Origin of the sequence: Reinekea sp. (assembly GCF_046710285.1) — a bacterium.
In the GTDB taxonomy this organism is placed as follows: Bacteria; Pseudomonadota; Gammaproteobacteria; order Pseudomonadales; family Natronospirillaceae; genus Reinekea.
Genome location: NZ_JBKEGY010000003.1, coordinates 166,513 through 184,038, shown reverse-complemented (window position 1 = coordinate 184,038; position 17,526 = coordinate 166,513). Strand labels below are relative to the sequence as shown.

The following is a 17,526-nucleotide window of genomic DNA, read 5'->3' as shown; positions in this document are numbered from 1 at the left end:
CTAAGATTGTGCGAATGCTACTTGGATTGACCACCACTAATTAAAATAACAACGAGAGGAGGGTATTATGAGTCAGACCATTCATAAGCCTACGTTCATCTCAGGCGATGCTTTAGATATACCAATATTTAAAGTTTTAAAACAAAACGGAACCTTGTACCCCAAGGCCGTCGAGCCTGAACTATCGCAAGAATTTGCGTTAAAAATTTATCGTGACTTAGTGTTTATTCGAGTCTTTGACGAGCGCATGGTTAATGCTCAGCGCCAAGGCCGAATATCTTTTTACATGCCTTGCTTAGGTGAAGAAGCCGCTTCTATCGGCTCTGCTGCCGCTTTAGAAGCACAAGATATGGTTTTTGCACAATATCGAGAGCAAGGCACCTTACGGTACCGCGGTTTCACAACTGAGCAGTTTATGGATCAGTGTTTCTCTAATGAACGCGATTTAGGCAAAGGTCGGCAGATGCCTATTCATTACGGCTCCAATGAGCTCAATTACATGACAATATCGTCGCCTTTAGGAACACAAATACCGCAAGCGGCAGGTTATGCCTATGGCCAGAAATTGCAGGGTAACTCAGGTTGTACTATTTGTTACTTTGGAGAAGGTGCTGCCAGTGAAGGTGATTTCCACGCCGGCCTAAATATGGCGGCCGTACTGAATTGCCCGACTATCTTTTTCTGCCGTAATAATGGCTACGCAATATCGACACCTGCTTCTGAACAGTATAAAGGTGATGGCATTGCAAGCCGTGGTGTTGGTTATGGCATCAAAACCATTCGTATTGATGGTAATGATTTACTCGCCGTTTATGCCGCCACCAAAGCTGCTCGAGACTACGCAGTTGCGCATAACGCTCCGGTGTTAATTGAAGCAATGAGCTATCGTTTAGGGGCACACTCAACCTCAGATGATCCAACCGGCTACCGATCGAAGGAAGAGGAAGCCAAGTGGGCCACGAAAGACCCTGTGTTGCGCTATAAGCACTGGCTAACCAAAAAAGGCTGGTGGGACGATGCACAAGAAAACAAATTGTATGCGCAGTACCGTGAAGAAATACTCGCGCAAATGAAAGCAGCAGAAAAACGCTTGGTTAACAAAATTGATGACATTATTACCGATGTATTTGATGTGCCAACACCACACTTGAAGCGCCAGCTTGCTGATTTAAAAGATCACATCCGTAAGTATTCTGCGGCTTATCCGAAAACATCAGGGAGGTTAGACTCATGAGTAAAATAAATCTCCTTCAGGCAATTAACAGCGCACTTGAAACGGCCATGCACGCAGACCAAACGGTTGTATGCTTCGGTGAAGATGTCGGTCACTTTGGTGGTGTATTTCGAGCCACCAGTCACCTGCAAGAAAAATTTGGCGAAGATCGCGTGTTCAATACCCCGCTGGTGGAGCAAGGCATTATTGGTTTTGCAAATGGTCTGGCGGCGAATGGGTTCAAAGCAATAGCTGAAATTCAATTCGCCGATTACATTTTTCCGGCGTTTGACCAAATAGTCAATGAGACGGCCAAGTTTCGTTACCGTAGTGGTAACGAGTTTAATGTGGGTGGTCTTACTATTCGCTCTCCGTACGGTGGTGGCATTAAAGGCGCGCATTATCATTCACAGTCACCAGAAGCCTACTTTGCACACACGCCTGGCCTAAAAGTCGTTGTGCCAAGAGACCCATATCAAGCAAAGGGTTTGCTGTTGGCGTCTATTCGCGATGAAAACCCGGTGCTATTTTTTGAGCCAAAGCGATTGTATCGAGCATCGGTGGGTGAAGTACCTGAAACCGATTATGAAATTCCCTTGGGTGTCGCTGAAGTCGTAGAGGAAGGAACAGATATAACCTTGCTCGCCTGGGGCGCACAGATGGAAATTATTACTGAAGCCGCAGCGCTAGCTCAAGAACAAGGCATTTCCTGTGAGATAGTCGACTTACGCACCATCGTCCCTTGGGATGTGGAGACCATTGTTAACTCGGTTAAGAAAACAGGTCGACTAATTATTTCCCACGAGGCGACATTAACCAGCGGTTTCGGCGCGGAAGTCGCCGCGACAGTTCAAGAGCAAGCTTTCTTGTCGCTAGAATCACCTATCTTACGTGTCTGCGGAATGGATGTTCCATACCCACTATCACATGAGACAGAATACATTCCAGATGCCAGTAAAGTATTCGAAGCCATTAAACTCAGTATAAATTATTAAGGAGCCGGACATGAAAGAAGATTTTATTTTACCGGATATTGGCGAAGGCATCGTAGAGTGTGAATTGGTTGAATGGCTCGCTCAAGAAGGTGACACTATTGAAGAAGACCAAGCCATTGCAGATGTACAAACCGATAAAGCCTTAGTGCAAATTCCTGCTAAACATGCGGGTGTCTTGGTTAAGCATTACGTAAAAGAAGGTGAGATTGCTAAAGTACATGCACCTCTTTTTCAGATTGAAATTAGTTCCGATGGCGCAGCGACCAGCGAAGTGATTGTAGAAACGATCGAAGCGAAACCGAGCAAAGTAACCGAGGTGACGCAATCAATTAAAGTCGAACCAACAAGCCGCCGCCAAGTATTAGCAACACCGGCTGTTCGGCGCATTGCTCGTGAACAAAAAATTGATTTGAATGACGTTTCAGGAACCGGCCCTAATGGGCGGGTACTGAAAGAAGATATGCTAAATATAGTCAACGACACCGTGCCTTCTTCAAACGTTAGCGGCGCACCTTTAAAAGCATCGTCTGAAAACTCAATGGAAGTCATTCCAATAAAAGGTATTCGCGCGTTGATGGCGAAACAAATGCTGCACAGTGTTTCAACTATTCCGCATTTCACTTTTGCGGAAGAAGTGGATATAACCGCCGCGAATGAGTTTCGTAAAACTCTGAATAAATTAAACGAAGAGAGTGAGCAAAAGCTCACGTTAATGGCGATATTGGTCAAAAGTCTCTCATTGGCCTTAAGCCAATACCCTATTGTGAATAGTCAGGTAAATGAAGCCGGTGATGAAATTCATCAATTTGCGGACCATAATATCGGCATGGCCGTCGACTCGCCGATGGGCTTAATGGTGCCAAATATTAAAGCCGTGAATCGCTTGTCGTTAGCTGAAATTTCGCAAGAGATTAAGCGCCTGACCCAAGCGGGTAGAGCAGGCCGACTATCACCAGCAGATCTTAAAGGCGGCACGGTTACAATTTCGAACATTGGTTCTATTGGTGGAACTATTACCACGCCAATTGTGAATGCCCCTGAAGTTGCCATCGTTGGTATTGGACGCATTCAGTCATTACCTCGCTTTAACAGTGCAGGCGAAGTAGTCGCACGGGAAATTATTCAAACCAGCTGGTCTGGTGATCATCGAGTGCTAGATGGCGGTACGATTGCCCGCTTCAGCAACTGCTGGAAAAGCTATCTGGAAACGCCCATGAGTATGATGCTCACTCTAAAGTAAAAATGACCCATACGTACTCATCGTGTACGTATGGGCTGTTGTCAAAAGTAGACAGCAATAAGACGCCTGTTACATTGACGGCAACTAAAACGTAGACTAGTTTTAGAGTATTCAATATATTTGTATGTGACCATGTCTGACTCTGAATCTACCAACGAAACCATCATCTATGATCAAGTTTTGCGCTCGAATAATATCGCGTTTATCGTGCTGGATAAGCAAGGCATTGTCGTAGCAGCTAGCCCTAACATACAACGAAAGATAGGCTTAAACGCCATAAAAATATTGCAAACGGTATTTACCGACCTACCCATTAATCTGTTAGATGCGAAGCGCAATATAACTGCGTTGGCTGATCATGAACTGAGCATACTTATACAAGGTGATTATCAACAGAACATGCAGGACATCACATTTGTGAGTTCAGAGGGTCGCTATAACAGCCAGCATTTAGAAATTTATAAATGTGAATATGATAAAAACAAAAAAACAGTCATTTTATTCTTTGACGCGATTGAAGAGCAAAAATATAAATCGACCTTAGGGCTATATAGAGAGCTATTTCTAAATACCTCTGAAGCGGTTTCTATAACTAATGACACGCCTGAAATAATTGATGTCAATCCGGCCTTTAGCAAAATAACAGGTTATAGCCGTGAAGAAATTATTGGTAAAAATCCAAATGTACTCTCATCGGGTGCGCACAATAAAGAGTTTTATCAGACCTTTTGGCGCTCATTAAAAAATGACAACCGATGGTCAGGACAAATTGTTAACCGAAAGAAAAGTGGCGAGCTATTCACAGAGCAAGTGACAATTACAGGTGTCGATAGTGATCAGATTGGAAGTAAAAACTACATCGCTATATTCAGCGAAATTAGCCGTGCCGTCGATCTGACTTTAGAAGAGGAAAAAGCGGTAAACCTAGATTTCTTAACAGCGCTGCCTTCAAGAACCATACTCATTGACCGCCTCGAGCAATCGCTCAATTATGCAGAGCGCCATAACTTACATGTAGCAGTACTTTATTTGGATATCGATAACTTAACCCACATTAATAAGCAAGAAGGTGATAAGGCCGGCGACGAGATTATAAAAATACTGGCCAAACGTTTAAAAAGTAGCATTCGCCATGCTGATTCCATTGCCCGCTTTGGCGGTGATGATTTTGTGATTGTGCTGCGCGACTTAGAACCTCAATTCGATATTCAAGAATTTGTTGAGCGGTTGCTTGTAAAAATAATCGAACCTATGCCAATCTTGGGTAAAGACATAAGTATAACCTGCAGTATAGGTGTTGCCAGCTACCCAGATTCTGATGTTAACGCTGAGAAATTAGTTAGAAATGCTGGTCATGCCATGAATATGGCAAAAACTGATGGGCAAGCGCAATGTATTTTCTTTTCTCAAGAAAAGGAAGAGAAAAAGAAAAAGAGCTATGTCGCTAAAAGCAATTTAGTCTCCGCTGTTGATAACAACGAGTTAGTGCTTTATGCCCAGCCACAGTTTGATGTTAATAATAAATCAATATTTGGAATTGAAATACTGGTTCGCTGGCAAAGCCCAACGTTAGGCTTAGTACTACCAGATGAATTTCTAAATATCGTTAAAGACCCTTCGGCATTAGAAAAATTGGATCGTTGGGTGGTAGACCAAACCTTGATGAATCTCGAAGAAGGTATATTAGATGGCTTATCTAATCTAATACGGATTGGCGTAAACCTCACGCCTGCCAGTCTACAAAGCGATAGCTTTCGAGATTGGTTGTCAACACGGTTGTCTGCGAGCTCGCCTGCCCTTATTTCAAGATTGGATTTTGAAATATTAGAATCAGATGCACTCGATAATATTGATAAGGTTACTCGTTTGATCGAAGAAGTATCAAAGTATGGAATTAAGTTCTCTCTTGATGATTTCGGAACAGGTTACAGTTCATTGAGTGTCTTTAATTTACTCCCAGTAAAGAGCGTAAAAATTGACCGTAGCTTTATTAATACTCTGTTAACCGATGAAAAGACAAGGTCTCTGGTACAAGCTGTCTGTGAAATATCTAAGGTATATAGTAGAGATCTTATTGCGGAAGGTGTAGAGACAAAGCAGCAAGCTGACTTGCTTGAACTCTCTGGTTGCCATGTGATGCAAGGCTATGGTATTGCAAAGCCAATGCCCATTAATATTTTTTTGCAATGGGCCAAAGCATTGGATATTCATAACCCCTGGGAATCTTAATTCGACTTTTATTCTTCAGCAGCGGAGAGTGTATTTTGGCTGTCAACATAGAGCACATAGTCTGTTAAGTCTTTTTCCGCTATGTACCGTAGCTTTTCGAGCGTTTTGAGAGAAATGGTGGTTCCCTTGGTCAGCATGATGACACCACGGATATTAAACAAATCACGTGATAAAATAATTCCTGGTTCAGCTTGAGATAATCCAATACGGCTTTCGAATTGCCCTTTTTTAGAGAGCTCTTGCTCTGCACATTCTAAGAATGCCTCAAGTAAATCAGGGTCAACCCATTGGCCCGCTTTTGTACGGATAAACTTTTCACTTTCTTCACCATCATGGCTATTGCCGTCAATGAGGCCATTGCGAAACATAAAATAATACATGCAAATAGAAATAATTCGTGAACCGAGAGGTATTTTGTCTTCGCTTAAACGATTTGGAAAACCTTTGCCATTAAAATGTTCGCAATGTGCTTTTATATAGTTCGCCACCTCTCCGAGGTTGTCTAAACTCGCTAACAATGAGTAGCCCTGCATTGGATATGTCTTATACTCCTTTAGTTCGGCAGCGGTCATTTTTATCAACGGTTTCTTGAGAATGTTATCGGGAATCCTGATCTTTCCTAATTCATGAAGCTTTGCTGCTTTAAAAACAAAATCCTGCTCCTCTTCACTCATGCCCTTTACTTTTGCTAATGCCTTCGCGGTGTCCGATAAATCGTTTAGGTAGTCTTTTGGCGCAACCGAGCGTAGTTGCAGTACTTGAGCGATGACGTCAATGAATACGCTATAGTTTGATTTAAGCTCTTGAAAGCTTAGATCGAGCATATCGGAAGTTTGTTCTAACTCGCTGGTACGTGCTTTAACCTTAGCTTCCAAGGTTTGATTAATAGTTTTTAGCATTTCGGTCTGTTTATCTGTTAATACCCTCAATCGATCTCTTTCACTACGAATCCGAACAGAGCTTGCCGCTTCTTGAATTTTTTGTAACAAGGCCTCATCGTCCCAAGGCTTAGATATAAACTGATGAACGCCTCCTTCGTTGAGTGCTTTGATCATAGAGCTAAAGTCAGAGTATCCAGAAAGGATAAATCTCATTGAATTTGGCTGTAACTGTTTGGCTTGAGCAAGAAATACATCCCCGTTCATTTCCGGCATACGCATATCTGAGATAATGATATCAATAGGCGTAGACTGCATTATATCCAAACCTGCTTTCCCGCTAGCGGCAAAAAAGCATTCATATTCTTCAAAGCTCATTAACCGTTTGAGTGTCTTAAGGATGTTTTCTTCATCATCCACGAACAGAATTTTGACATTTTCAATTGATTGCTCAGTCATAAATTAACCTAATAATCTAAATATACTGTTTTGTTCAGATTCAACTCTTTCACACAGTTTAGCTAAATCCATCGAGTCTATTTCGAGTGAGACTAGCTCAGGCTCGATGTTAGATATTTTCTTAAAAGGGCTGCTTTCAACGCTAATAATGATTGACATGGTATAAGCAATTTTTAAAAGCATAGTGTGATCGTTGTCTGGGTGGCGTTCGAACAGATTACTTATGGTATGGCAAATTGAGGCAGGAAGCCCAATTTTAACCAACAAGATTGAGGATGCCTTTTGTAATAATTGTTCAGAGAGGTGACCTTCTAGCTTTTCGTGATAATTGGAAATAACCGGAAGTAAATGGAGCAATCCTGCAAGGTACGCGTTGTCTTCATCCATACCAATGAGCTCGGCAATAGCTCTACTAAATAAAGCGGTCGTTAAACTGTGTTTTATATAAGGTAGTACGGCACGGTTGCTTGTGCTTGTTAATAGGGTGCCAGTATAGATTAGTGATTTGAGTGTTTTTCCACCAATAATAACAATGGCTTCTTCAATGCGTTCTATTTCACGAGCAAAACCAAAAAATGGACTGTTCGCTATCATCAATATTTTGGCACACAACATAGGTTCTGCCGATAACAGTTCGCTGACTTTCTCAATATTTAAGTCGCTGCTACTTAGTTCATCTAACAGTGCTTGAGACTTTGCATTGATAATTTTCGTTTGATCGAGCTCTTTTAAGCTTGTCAACCAAGCTATGAGTTCTTGATTTGGTTGATCAGACATTCTCTTAGCTCGTCCATTTTGGGTGCATTGTGTATCTCGAAAAGAGAGAGTATGTGCTTGATTTTTCTTTCGTTTAAAACGTTTAATGCTTCGTTTTCAGAAGTATCAAATACCTCTACTGATTCTATGCCTTGCTTGATTAATGCCGTAACTATTTTTTCTGATAACTCAAAACCGGCGGGTAATAATATGCCCCCTCGGCCATTAATTACTGCGAGGGAGGTTACTTTTCCTACCGCTAAACGCACGTCGACATTCATCGAGATTCTACCCTTATTGAGATTACTTTACCAAAAACAACCTTTTCGTCTCGTAACACATTAAAAGAAACGTGAATTTTTTTATTCTGATACTCCAGTGATTCATGATGCCCATTTTTAAAGTTTTCTATAAATGGATGAATAGGTTCTGGCAGTACTCTGTTATAGGGCATCCCTTCGACGGCATTTACCAAATTGAAGTCTGAAATAAATTGTTGATTAGTTAGAATAACCATACCGTCTGCACTTAAACAAACAATACCAATGGGTAACTGTTCTATGATTTTTTCATAACGCTCAAGCGATTGAATGTTCATACTTAGTTCACGACTTTTCCGAGTGAAAGATCGCTCCAAGGTGATGTTGACCTGAGTAAGCTGATCTCTAATTGCCTGATTTTCAGCTTCTAAATTGAAAGAAGTTTGCGCATCTTCAATGCATGCGATGAGTTCATTGTCATCCCAGGGTTTTAGCAACAATCTAAAAATAGATCCTTGATTAATAGCATTACGAAGAGTCTCCATTTCTGTGTAACCTGTGAGCAGAATTCGCTTGATCTGAGGGTGCGTATCTTTCATCTTTTGGAAGAGCTCAGCACCTGTCATCAGGGGCATTCGCTGGTCAGAAATAACGATACTTATTTCTTTTTCATGAGCAAGCGTTTCTAAAGCTGTTTGACCATTGGATGCGGTGAAGACCTTAAAGTTTTGTTCCTCTAACAACCGCATCACCGATTTGGCAACGTTTGTTTCATCATCTACGACAAGTATTTGAGTCATAAATCCTCATGCTTGCAAAATTGACTTGTTGAATTTTAGTATAGACTTTGCACTCATTTTAGCAAAGATTTTCATTGCTAATTGATTTCTCTGCTAGAGTTGTAGTAAGTGCATAAATACCTATTTATGGAGCGCTAGTGGAGCAAAAATCGACAGATATAAAGGCAATAGATATCCATTGGCTGCTGTCTGAAACTGAATATGCCTTTGCAAAATGCGAATCGTTAGATGACATTTGTATGCAAGCAGTACTTTTGTCATTGAACCTACTCTGCCTTGACCGGGCGGGTATTCTATTGATTTCAGAAGATGGAAGTAAAATCTTAGGTTCATGGGGGACTGACAAGCTCGGAGAGTTAAATGATGAGCATGATTTTGAAGCCGAACTGAGTTCAGATATAGAGATGCAAGAGTCCCTTAATCAAAAAGGGGCGTTAATCGTTAAAGAAGGGACCTATTTGTCTCACTATACCTCGAAAGTGGGCATAGGTTGGACAGCTGTTATTTCTCTTTGGCACGGAGACAAGCCAATAGGCTGGTTTACCAGTGATAATTTGATTACTGGACAGTCAATCAACTCACAACTTAAAGGTGTTATTGCTGTTTTTGGAACAATATTTGGCCAATGGTATATACGGAAGAAAACGGAGCTAGAGCTATATCGGTTTAATGACACCCTAGAATTACAGGTGTATCAGAAAACGAAAGAGCTACAAGATACAGTCGATCACCTTACCCGTATGCGTACGGAATTAAGCGTTACCGAAAGAGCGAACGCGCTCTCTCACTTTACTGCGGGTGTTGCGCATGAAATTAATAACCCAATTAGTTTTATAAAGAGTAATTTATCATATATAGGTAAAGTCAGTTCAAAAGTTCTGCAATCTATTGAGGGTCTGGGTTTAGACAGTATAAAAAAACCAAGGGAGATGTTGCGAGAAATCGATAACGTTATTGATGAATCTGTAGAAGGTTTAGATAGAGTGTCAGATATCGTATCTCTATTGCAGCCGCTTAATAAACTAGCTGACGAAGAGCCGCAAATATTTGATGTTAAAAACTCTATTGAATTCTATTTAATGAGCTTAGAGGCAGGTTCTGAGTATATTGAATTAGTATTGCCTAATGAGCCATTCTCAGTTTCACTTCCTCTACAGGTTTTTACTTTAGCTTTAGATAATGTCGTTAGAAATGCTATTTACGCAGTAAAAGAAAAAGGAAGCGCAAAAATATTCATCACCTTCTTTAAAAATACGAACCACTTTGGCGTCAGTGTTTCTGATAATGGTATTGGAATTTCAGTAGCAGGGTTACCACAAGTTTTTAATGCCTTTTATACAACGAAACCTGTGGGTGAAGGTGTCGGTTTAGGGCTTGCACTCAGCGAGAACCTGTTGAAGATGGTTAATGGGTACATCACCGTTAGCAGTGTTTTAGGTGAGGGTACCGAGTTCAGTTTATTGTTCCCAAAGGAGGTGATTGTTGAAAATTAAAGTAGCCGTTGTCGATGATCAGCGTTCAAATCGATTGGTGATTGAGAAGATACTAGCAGGACACTATGTTGTCTCATTGTTTGAATCCGCAGACGATATTTTTAATGCATATGAATCCGGATCACGATGGGCGATTGTATTGTCTGATCTACATATGAAAGGAAAATCTGGTCGTGATGTAGTGAAATACTTTTCTAATAAATCCATTCCAGTCATGATATTAACCGCGGACAGCGAAAGAGCCGTGGAATCAGAATTGCTTTCCTGCGGCGCGATAGATTTCGTAACTAAGCCTGTGCACCCTGAAATTTTATTAAATCGTATCTCTATACAACTACGACTAAGCGACCAACTTGATAGGATCGAGTCAGCACAAAATCAACTCATACAATCTGAAAAGTTAGCGGCTTTAGGGCAACTTGCCGCAGGGGTGGCACATGAAATCAATAATCCCATTGGTTTCATCTCATCTAATATGAATTTAGTGAGTCGGTACATTGAGAAAATTAATGAAGAGTTTGAAGCATTAAAGTCGCACTGCGAAGCGGATCCGACGGGTGCAGGAACACTATTAATAGCAACCTGGTCTGCCCGTTCTCATTTGGATGAGTATTTGACTAACTTGAATGATCTTACTTTAGAGTCAAAAGAAGGGTTAGGCAGAGTACGCGATATTGTGAAGGACCTTAAAGAGTATTCCCACACAGGAGAATTGATATTTGAACCAGCCGATATCAATCATATGCTCAAGTCATCGGTAAATCTGTTACGCAATGAAATTAAATATAAAGCAGATGTCGTCTTTGAGTTCGAAAGCAACACGACCGTTGAATGTATACACACTCAATTGGGTCAAGTGTTTGTTAATATTATAGTTAATGCCTGCCATGCAATTGACTCATTTGGAAAAATTACAATTAAAACGGAAGTGGCCGATAAGCTATTTATTATAAGCATTTCGGATACGGGAAAAGGAATGAGTCAACAAGTCTTGAGGAAAATATTTGACCCATTCTATACCACTAAGGCTGTTGGCAAAGGTACGGGGATAGGACTTGCGATTACACGATCCATTATTGATCGTCACAATGGGAGGATTGAGGTTTCTAGTATTGAAGGAGTTGGGTCTACCTTTACTGTCAGTATTCCAGTTGAGCAGCCAAAGCCTCGTGAGCCGATCATTAACTCTGGTGTTAGTTAAGAGACCAACGTTTATTTTTAAAGACTTATTTCTAAAGCCAGCAATGCGCTGATAAACTGAATGCGCTGGCTTGAATCTCGAGGGGCCTGAACTTTAAGAGATTCCTTAGAATTGAGTATGACCATGTCAGGGCCGAGCCAGACTTCAATCGATAGTTTTATGGATGATGCACTTTGGTAGCTAGGCTCGAGAAGGGTTAAGCGAATGTAGTCATCAGAGATGTTCTCACTGTTCTCTACATCTAGACCGTCATTGATTAACACCAAATTCTTAAGTGGCTCAGAGAAAATGGCTGAGCTTAAAACAATCAACATACTTGTAATAAATAGTCTCATAATAAGTCCTCATGTAATTCACTAAACCCCAGTTTAGCAGAGATTCCTTGTTAAGGTGCTCTCAAGCCTCAACTTGATTATCGGGAAACAGCCCCAATAACAACAAAAGCAAGTAGTGCGATACAAATTCGTAAGTTAACTTGTGTCATTAACCTTTCCTTTTAATCGTTGTTTCTTAGCCAATCAGCCAATTCAAGAATGGTTGCCAGTTCATCCTTAGCCATAATAATACTAGCGTGGTGCCAGTGAACCAAACACCTATAGTTGACAGTAGAATTCGAGAGGTTAAGGACATTCTCTTTAGTTTCAGTGTAAATGTACTCATGATGATTCCTTTATGTATTGTTCATAAAACCTAGCTAATTCTTCCGGCGTAATAGACAGAACATCTGCTTCACGAAATACTTTAGGCAGTTTTAAGTCTATAAATTCTGATTTTTTATGATGTATAATCTTCTCAACACCGTCCTGTGAAACAAAATAACCGACACCCCTTTTATTAAAAATTATTGCATTGTCCTGTAAGTGAGCAAAAGATCTCATCACTGTATTCGGGTTGACTTTTACCAAGCTTGCAACCTCTCTAACCGAGGGGACTCTTTCAAGCGGTAGCCACTCGCCAGCGAGTATTTTTTCTGACATTAAATCGGCCACTTGCAAGTAAATTGCACTGGTGGAATCGAACTCATTCATAATTCCAGCTCCCTAAAACGCAGCAAGGAAAGGCTCCAGAAGTAACTGAAGTAGCCAATCATGATCGCAGTGCCAAGCAACCTTCCAAGTATGGGAGAGGTCAGTCGTATGTTTTCTTCTTCGATAATCAGCGGGCCAAACTTTATATAAGTCTCAGAATGGTTGAACTGACTTTCAAAAAATTCAAGCGACGATTCAACTTGAGCGGATATTAATAGGTCTGCAATAAACGCCGTATAGATAAACCACAGAATGATTAAGATAAACATAGCGGCTGTCGTTTTCATAACGACTCGATTCTTAAAATAAATTGCACCAAAAAAATATAAAGGATGTATTAACCAATAACCTTTTAGCAGTGACCAGCCATCTGTACTAATCGGGTTGAATAAGCTAGCCTCTACCGGCCAACCCAACATAGCGATTAATAGCTTGGCGATTAATGAAGAGGCACTGAACACTAAAATAAATACCACTGGAATTATGAAGAAGCTCATAACAAAGTTACTGAGCCATTTTTCAAGTGTCGTTGCGGGTAGCATGAGCCAAACGTAAGCATTGCCTTTTTCTTTATACTCGTTAAAGGTATGACTGCCTATTTCGCCAATGGCGACGATGAGCATTGCCACCGTAAAAATAGGAAAGAGGCTAGATATTTTACTATCAGAAACAGCCGTCGCAAAGATAATCACCATGATAGAAATAATCATCGCAAGGCTTACATCGCGAGCAAGCCTAAAAGGTTGTTGAGATTGTTTCGCTAGAATCAATTGGTATACAGTCATGGCATTCATCGCGTGGCCCCTGTCGAAATGGCATCATTTAGGCCACTGTAGTTAGTGTGGAAAGTGTTAAAGAGTATCTCTAAATCAATATCGGTAGGTTGTTGGGTAGTTCCTTTAATTAGTGATATATCAGCTCCAAGTCGCTTCTCAGAGTACAAAACCTGTGTATCACTTTGAGCGCCCGAAACTTGAGAAACAAACCTTGGCAGCTCACCTAAGTCGATCCATAACGCATGTGCTTCATTCATCATAACTACCGAATCGATAATGCTTTCTAGGTCTTTTACTTGGTGAGTACAAATAAGCAGCGTTTGGTCTTCTCTTTGGTGCTCAATAACAATTTCACGAAACAGTGCCTTTGAGGGGATATCTAAACCGTTGGTCGGCTCATCCATTAAGATTAATTGGCAGCCTGTCGCTAAAGCGAAAGAGACGATGAATTTTTTCTTTTGCCCTAATGACATTTTTTGCAGTGACTTATGCAAATCCACGCTAAATTGTTCCAGCATCTTTGTACACAGAGCATGGTTGAAGGCAGGATAAAAAACACTGAAGCTTTGAATGTACTTAAGCGCTGAAATAGAAGGCAATGTTGATTCCTCAGGGACAACATACATTTGCTGATACAGCGCCAGTGGACGTAGACGTGGATTGCTTCCTAATACGCTAACACTGCCTTGCGTTGGGCTTACCATGCCAGATATCAGCTTAATAAGAGTCGTCTTACCGACGCCATTCGCACCGAGAACGCCGACACTCCTGCCTTGTGGAATATTCAATGTTAAGCCATTAAAGACGACGGCTTTTGGTCCGTAATCAAAGCCTAGCTGAGCAAGTTGAATCATATCCTTATCTTCCATAGTGTATTAGGTTGCTAGTACACTAGTTTACACTGAGGAAGATTGCAAGAATTAATTCGTATGCAAGGTTGTAGAAATGACTTCTGGCTAGTCTGTGCCAAACTAGGGCAATTTCCACTGTCTAGCATTGTTTCAATGCTGCTAGTGTTGTAAGAAAAAGAGAGTAAACGAATGGTTACACCAAAAAAACTAGAAAAACGGCTTAACGAGATTGCCGATACGATTCATCGATCTGGCCGTGCTTACGCTTTGCTCGGATTAGGGTCTGCCGGTATTGAGCGTTCAAGGTTAGATGAATATTCAGACCTTGATTTCTTCGTTATAGCCAAAGAAGGCTATAAACAAGCTTTCATTGACGATTTGCAATGGTTAACGAGTATAGAGGCTAAAGGCTATAGTTTAAAAAATACAGTAGACGGACATAAATTTCTTTTTAGTGATGGTATATTTTGCGAGTTTGCTGTCTTTGAACCGGGTGAACTGCCCTCAATACCTTTCGCTCGCGGACAAGTTATCTGGTCGGATATTAATTTTGATTGCCGTTGTCTTGAGCCAACGAATTCCGCTGGTATTTATGAAATAAATGAAAATACTGATTGGATCATAGGAGAATCACTGACTAACTTGTATGTAGGGTTAGGTCGATATTGCCGAGGAGAAAAACTCTCAGCAATGAGGTTCGTTCAAAGCTTTTCGTTAGATCGATTAGTCGATTTAATTCATCTTAGGGACCCAGAGTCCAATGACCAGTCTGATCAATATATGCCTGATCGGCGCATAGAGTTTCGTATCAAAGAAGTTGAAAGCGATTTAATCGACTTTGCACAAGGCTACGAAAAAACACCTGAGTCGGCACTTGCGCAACTGAATTGGCTAGAAAAAAACTATGATGTGAATGAGTCTATTGCCATAGAAATTCGTAGACTAGTAGACGTTGCAACGACTTTAAACTAATAAAATGAATATTGTGATTTCTGCCGGCGGAAGGATGCCGACCGGCAAAAATCACAGTGCCACTACGGCTGATACAAGACGGTTACTGCTGTTCCTTCAATATCGACTGCTCCTGATACTTGTCTATGGCTGCCATTTTTCGGCGCGTTCTTCTCAACAGCGACATACCAGTTTCCGCTTGGTAAAGGATAATTGAAATCACCCCCTGAGGCATAGATGACTAAAATACGTTGCCAGCTATCGCCGTTGGCAGCTGCATTTATGTCGGTGACCAGTACATCATTGGCGTATCGTATGGTGGTGACATTGTTGTTGATTTCATGCCAAGTATTCATTCGTAAACCTGGGTGCGCTTTACGTAAGGCAATGAGGTCTTTGTGATATTCGGAGGTATCGGCATTGGTGATTTTCCAAGACCAATCAATTTTATTGACAGCGTCAGATGAACGATAAGAATTGTGGTCGCCATTTTTATCGCGCAAGAGTTCTACTCCCCCATGTAAGAAGGGAATACCTTGAGACGTCAATACCATTCCATTAGCATAGTTCTGTATGCGCTTTAGATAGCTACTTTGGCGAGAAATTCCGTTTAGGTCCGCCCACTGCAGAATTTTATCTCTTAAGGTTAGGTTGTCGTGTGCTGACGTATAATTAATAGTTTGCTCTGGATCGGTGGTAAACATTGGGTCCCAAGCGTCAATGACTTGGTAAGGGTTGTTGTTAAACCGGCTGCCAGCCCGACTGCCGAAGTCCATTGCCCAAACATCACCTTGATTAAAAGCAAAGCCACCGCCATAGCCGCTATCGTTCGCGCCTTTAATCGCTTCACGGAATTTCGGGTTAAACACCCCTACGTGGGCACTTTGTTGTCGTGCGATGGTGCCTAAACGAACTCGGTCGGTTTCACGCGGGTCCGATGCATAGCCATTCCATGGCTCACCATAAATAAGTAAGTTTCGATCACTAAAGGTTGCATTCAAGTATCGGCCCCAATCACCAAAATCTTGATGGTCGAATATGCCGACTAGATCAAAGCGGAAACCGTCTAAGTTGTATTCTTTAGTCCAATATTCAAGCGAGTCTTGAATCATTCGACCGACCATTGGAACGCTGGCATCAATTGAATTGCCAGTGCCACTTAAATCTGTCGGGGTATAGTAACTTGTGGAAATATTTTCGAACATTTCAAAATCAAAGGTATGGTTGTAAACAACGTCCATGATGACGCGTATGCCAGCTTTGTGAAATTCATCAATCATGACTTTCAGTTCGCGAACTCGCTGTTCGTAGTCTTGTGATATTGAATAACGTTCCTCTGGCACGTTGAAATTTCTAGGGTCATAACCCCAGTTATAGCATTGGGTGTCATTTAAATCAGGACAGGATGCAAAATCATAAAACGGCAGTATTTGTATGTGGGTCACCCCGAGCTCTTTTAAATGGTCTAGGCCCGTTGCAGCGCCTTGGTACTGGGTTCCTTGTTCAACCATACCGAGAAACTTACCGCGCTTTATGCTGGCTACGCCCGATGTTGGATCAATGGTGAAATCACGTACATGCATTTCATAAATGATGGCGTCTTCACGTTCAATTAAGACCGGTCTGGGTGCCCAACCTTGTGCTAAGTCTGTACGAGACATGTCCATGACAATATTGACGTCTTGGTTGGGTACCGCCATTTTTCCATAGGGGTCCCTGACAATGTTTCCATTTACCTTGAACGCGTAGGGCTTTAGGTGATGATCACCGGCAACCCGAACTGCGTAAACATCGGTATAGCCTTGTTGATTGGAGGCTTTAGGCATGCTGTATTCAACGCCATTTAGAACGAGCGCTACATTGGTATGATCAGGAGACCAAATAGAAAAGGTCGTTCCTGCATTGTCGTATTCAGCGCCCAGCTTATTTATTGTCGTCGTCGGTAGGTTAATTTCAGAGATAGAAATTTGCGTATTAAGTGCGTTGATACACACTTTATAAGCCGTGTTTGAATTAACGTTGTAATCTTGGTTTGGGTAGCTTTCAGACCAATCACCATAGCGATCAATTTTGAATCGGGGTCCGCCACCTGCATCGCCTGTATTAAACTGCTGCTCTGTGCAGTAGTTCACATTGTCTTGGCTAGCCATTGTGCTTGTGGTCCATTGATTGGGCGTGCCTCTAAACTCCCATTGCGCAGACGCACTGGTGGCAACGATCCAACTGAGTATTAATATCAGTTTACGGTTTTTCATTTAATAGCCTCATTTCATTATTGTTATTGGGTGCTATGAGTATATGTAGTTGAGTGTGCCTGTCTTCCTCCTAACCGGAGTTAAACCTATTGCTGTTAACGGCGTTAAAATACGACGATAGACTTATTTTTCGTTTGATAG

At 41.4% G+C, this 17,526-nt stretch carries 16 protein-coding genes; 7 read left to right on the top strand and 9 right to left on the bottom strand.

What is annotated here, in order from left to right; translation table 11 throughout:
* Positions 1-67 precede the first annotated feature (67 nt).
* From ACI882_RS03810 to ACI882_RS03795, 4 genes are all read left to right on the top strand, one after another.
* Entirely contained in the window at positions 68-1,234 is a 1,167-nt protein-coding gene (locus tag ACI882_RS03810) for a thiamine pyrophosphate-dependent dehydrogenase E1 component subunit alpha (RefSeq protein ID WP_411744524.1), read from the top strand.
* A complete protein-coding gene (locus tag ACI882_RS03805) occupies positions 1,231-2,208 on the top strand; it encodes an alpha-ketoacid dehydrogenase subunit beta (protein WP_411744523.1) in 978 nt (325 codons plus the stop codon). Before ACI882_RS03810 ends, ACI882_RS03805 begins: the two co-directional genes overlap by 4 nt.
* A gap of 10 nt (positions 2,209-2,218) precedes the next feature.
* Positions 2,219-3,448, top strand: a complete 1,230-nt coding sequence (locus ACI882_RS03800) for a 2-oxo acid dehydrogenase subunit E2 (RefSeq protein ID WP_411744522.1) — start codon at positions 2,219-2,221, stop codon at positions 3,446-3,448.
* A 132-nt stretch (positions 3,449-3,580) separates the two neighbouring features.
* Positions 3,581-5,677 (top strand): EAL domain-containing protein, encoded by a 2,097-nt coding sequence (locus ACI882_RS03795; protein ID WP_411744521.1) that lies wholly within the window; start codon positions 3,581-3,583, stop codon positions 5,675-5,677.
* An 8-nt stretch (positions 5,678-5,685) separates the two neighbouring features.
* Here ACI882_RS03795 and ACI882_RS03790 read toward each other — a convergent pair whose 3' ends face one another.
* Genes ACI882_RS03790 through ACI882_RS03775 form a run of 4 tightly spaced genes read right to left on the bottom strand, consistent with a single transcriptional unit; the run spans position 5,686 to position 8,830 of the window.
* Positions 5,686-7,014 carry an HD domain-containing phosphohydrolase gene (locus tag ACI882_RS03790; protein ID WP_411744520.1) on the bottom strand — a complete coding sequence of 443 codons (1,329 nt, stop codon included), beginning with the start codon at positions 7,012-7,014 and terminating at the stop codon, positions 5,686-5,688.
* Between the two features lie 3 nt (positions 7,015-7,017).
* Positions 7,018-7,791, bottom strand: a complete 774-nt coding sequence (locus ACI882_RS03785; protein WP_411744519.1) for an HDOD domain-containing protein — start codon at positions 7,789-7,791, stop codon at positions 7,018-7,020.
* Entirely contained in the window at positions 7,761-8,051 is a 291-nt protein-coding gene (locus tag ACI882_RS03780) for a hypothetical protein (protein ID WP_411744518.1), read from the bottom strand. Before ACI882_RS03780 ends, ACI882_RS03785 begins: the two co-directional genes overlap by 31 nt.
* Positions 8,048-8,830 carry a response regulator gene (locus tag ACI882_RS03775; RefSeq protein ID WP_411744517.1) on the bottom strand — a complete coding sequence of 261 codons (783 nt, stop codon included), beginning with the start codon at positions 8,828-8,830 and terminating at the stop codon, positions 8,048-8,050. The genes ACI882_RS03780 and ACI882_RS03775 overlap by 4 nt, the downstream gene beginning before the upstream one ends.
* Positions 8,831-8,967: 137 nt before the next feature.
* Here ACI882_RS03775 and ACI882_RS03770 point away from each other — a divergent pair, with 137 nt between their 5' ends.
* Together ACI882_RS03770 and ACI882_RS03765 are read left to right on the top strand one after the other, a co-directional pair.
* Positions 8,968-10,323, top strand: a complete 1,356-nt coding sequence (locus ACI882_RS03770; RefSeq protein WP_411746318.1) for a sensor histidine kinase — start codon at positions 8,968-8,970, stop codon at positions 10,321-10,323.
* A complete protein-coding gene (locus ACI882_RS03765; protein WP_411746317.1) occupies positions 10,313-11,524 on the top strand; it encodes an ATP-binding protein in 1,212 nt (403 codons plus the stop codon). Before ACI882_RS03770 ends, ACI882_RS03765 begins: the two co-directional genes overlap by 11 nt.
* Before the next feature lie 17 nt (positions 11,525-11,541).
* Here ACI882_RS03765 and ACI882_RS03760 read toward each other — a convergent pair whose 3' ends face one another.
* The 4 genes from ACI882_RS03760 to ACI882_RS03745 form a co-directional block, all read right to left on the bottom strand.
* Complete coding sequence (locus tag ACI882_RS03760; RefSeq protein WP_411744820.1) at positions 11,542-11,859, bottom strand: hypothetical protein; 318 nt, start codon at positions 11,857-11,859, stop codon at positions 11,542-11,544.
* A gap of 321 nt (positions 11,860-12,180) precedes the next feature.
* Complete coding sequence (locus ACI882_RS03755; protein WP_411744821.1) at positions 12,181-12,552, bottom strand: GntR family transcriptional regulator; 372 nt, start codon at positions 12,550-12,552, stop codon at positions 12,181-12,183.
* Positions 12,549-13,346, bottom strand: coding sequence for a hypothetical protein (locus ACI882_RS03750; protein ID WP_411744822.1), 798 nt, complete (start codon positions 13,344-13,346; stop codon positions 12,549-12,551). The genes ACI882_RS03755 and ACI882_RS03750 overlap by 4 nt, the downstream gene beginning before the upstream one ends.
* Entirely contained in the window at positions 13,343-14,182 is an 840-nt protein-coding gene (locus tag ACI882_RS03745) for an ATP-binding cassette domain-containing protein (RefSeq protein ID WP_411744823.1), read from the bottom strand. Before ACI882_RS03745 ends, ACI882_RS03750 begins: the two co-directional genes overlap by 4 nt.
* Before the next feature lie 186 nt (positions 14,183-14,368).
* Between ACI882_RS03745 and ACI882_RS03740 the strand changes: the two genes are divergently transcribed.
* Positions 14,369-15,151, top strand: a complete 783-nt coding sequence (locus ACI882_RS03740; protein WP_411744824.1) for a hypothetical protein — start codon at positions 14,369-14,371, stop codon at positions 15,149-15,151.
* A 62-nt stretch (positions 15,152-15,213) separates the two neighbouring features.
* Here the strand turns inward: ACI882_RS03740 and ACI882_RS03735 are convergent, their stop codons facing one another.
* Complete coding sequence (locus tag ACI882_RS03735; RefSeq protein WP_411744825.1) at positions 15,214-17,385, bottom strand: alpha-amylase family glycosyl hydrolase; 2,172 nt, start codon at positions 17,383-17,385, stop codon at positions 15,214-15,216.
* Positions 17,386-17,526 lie beyond the last annotated feature (141 nt).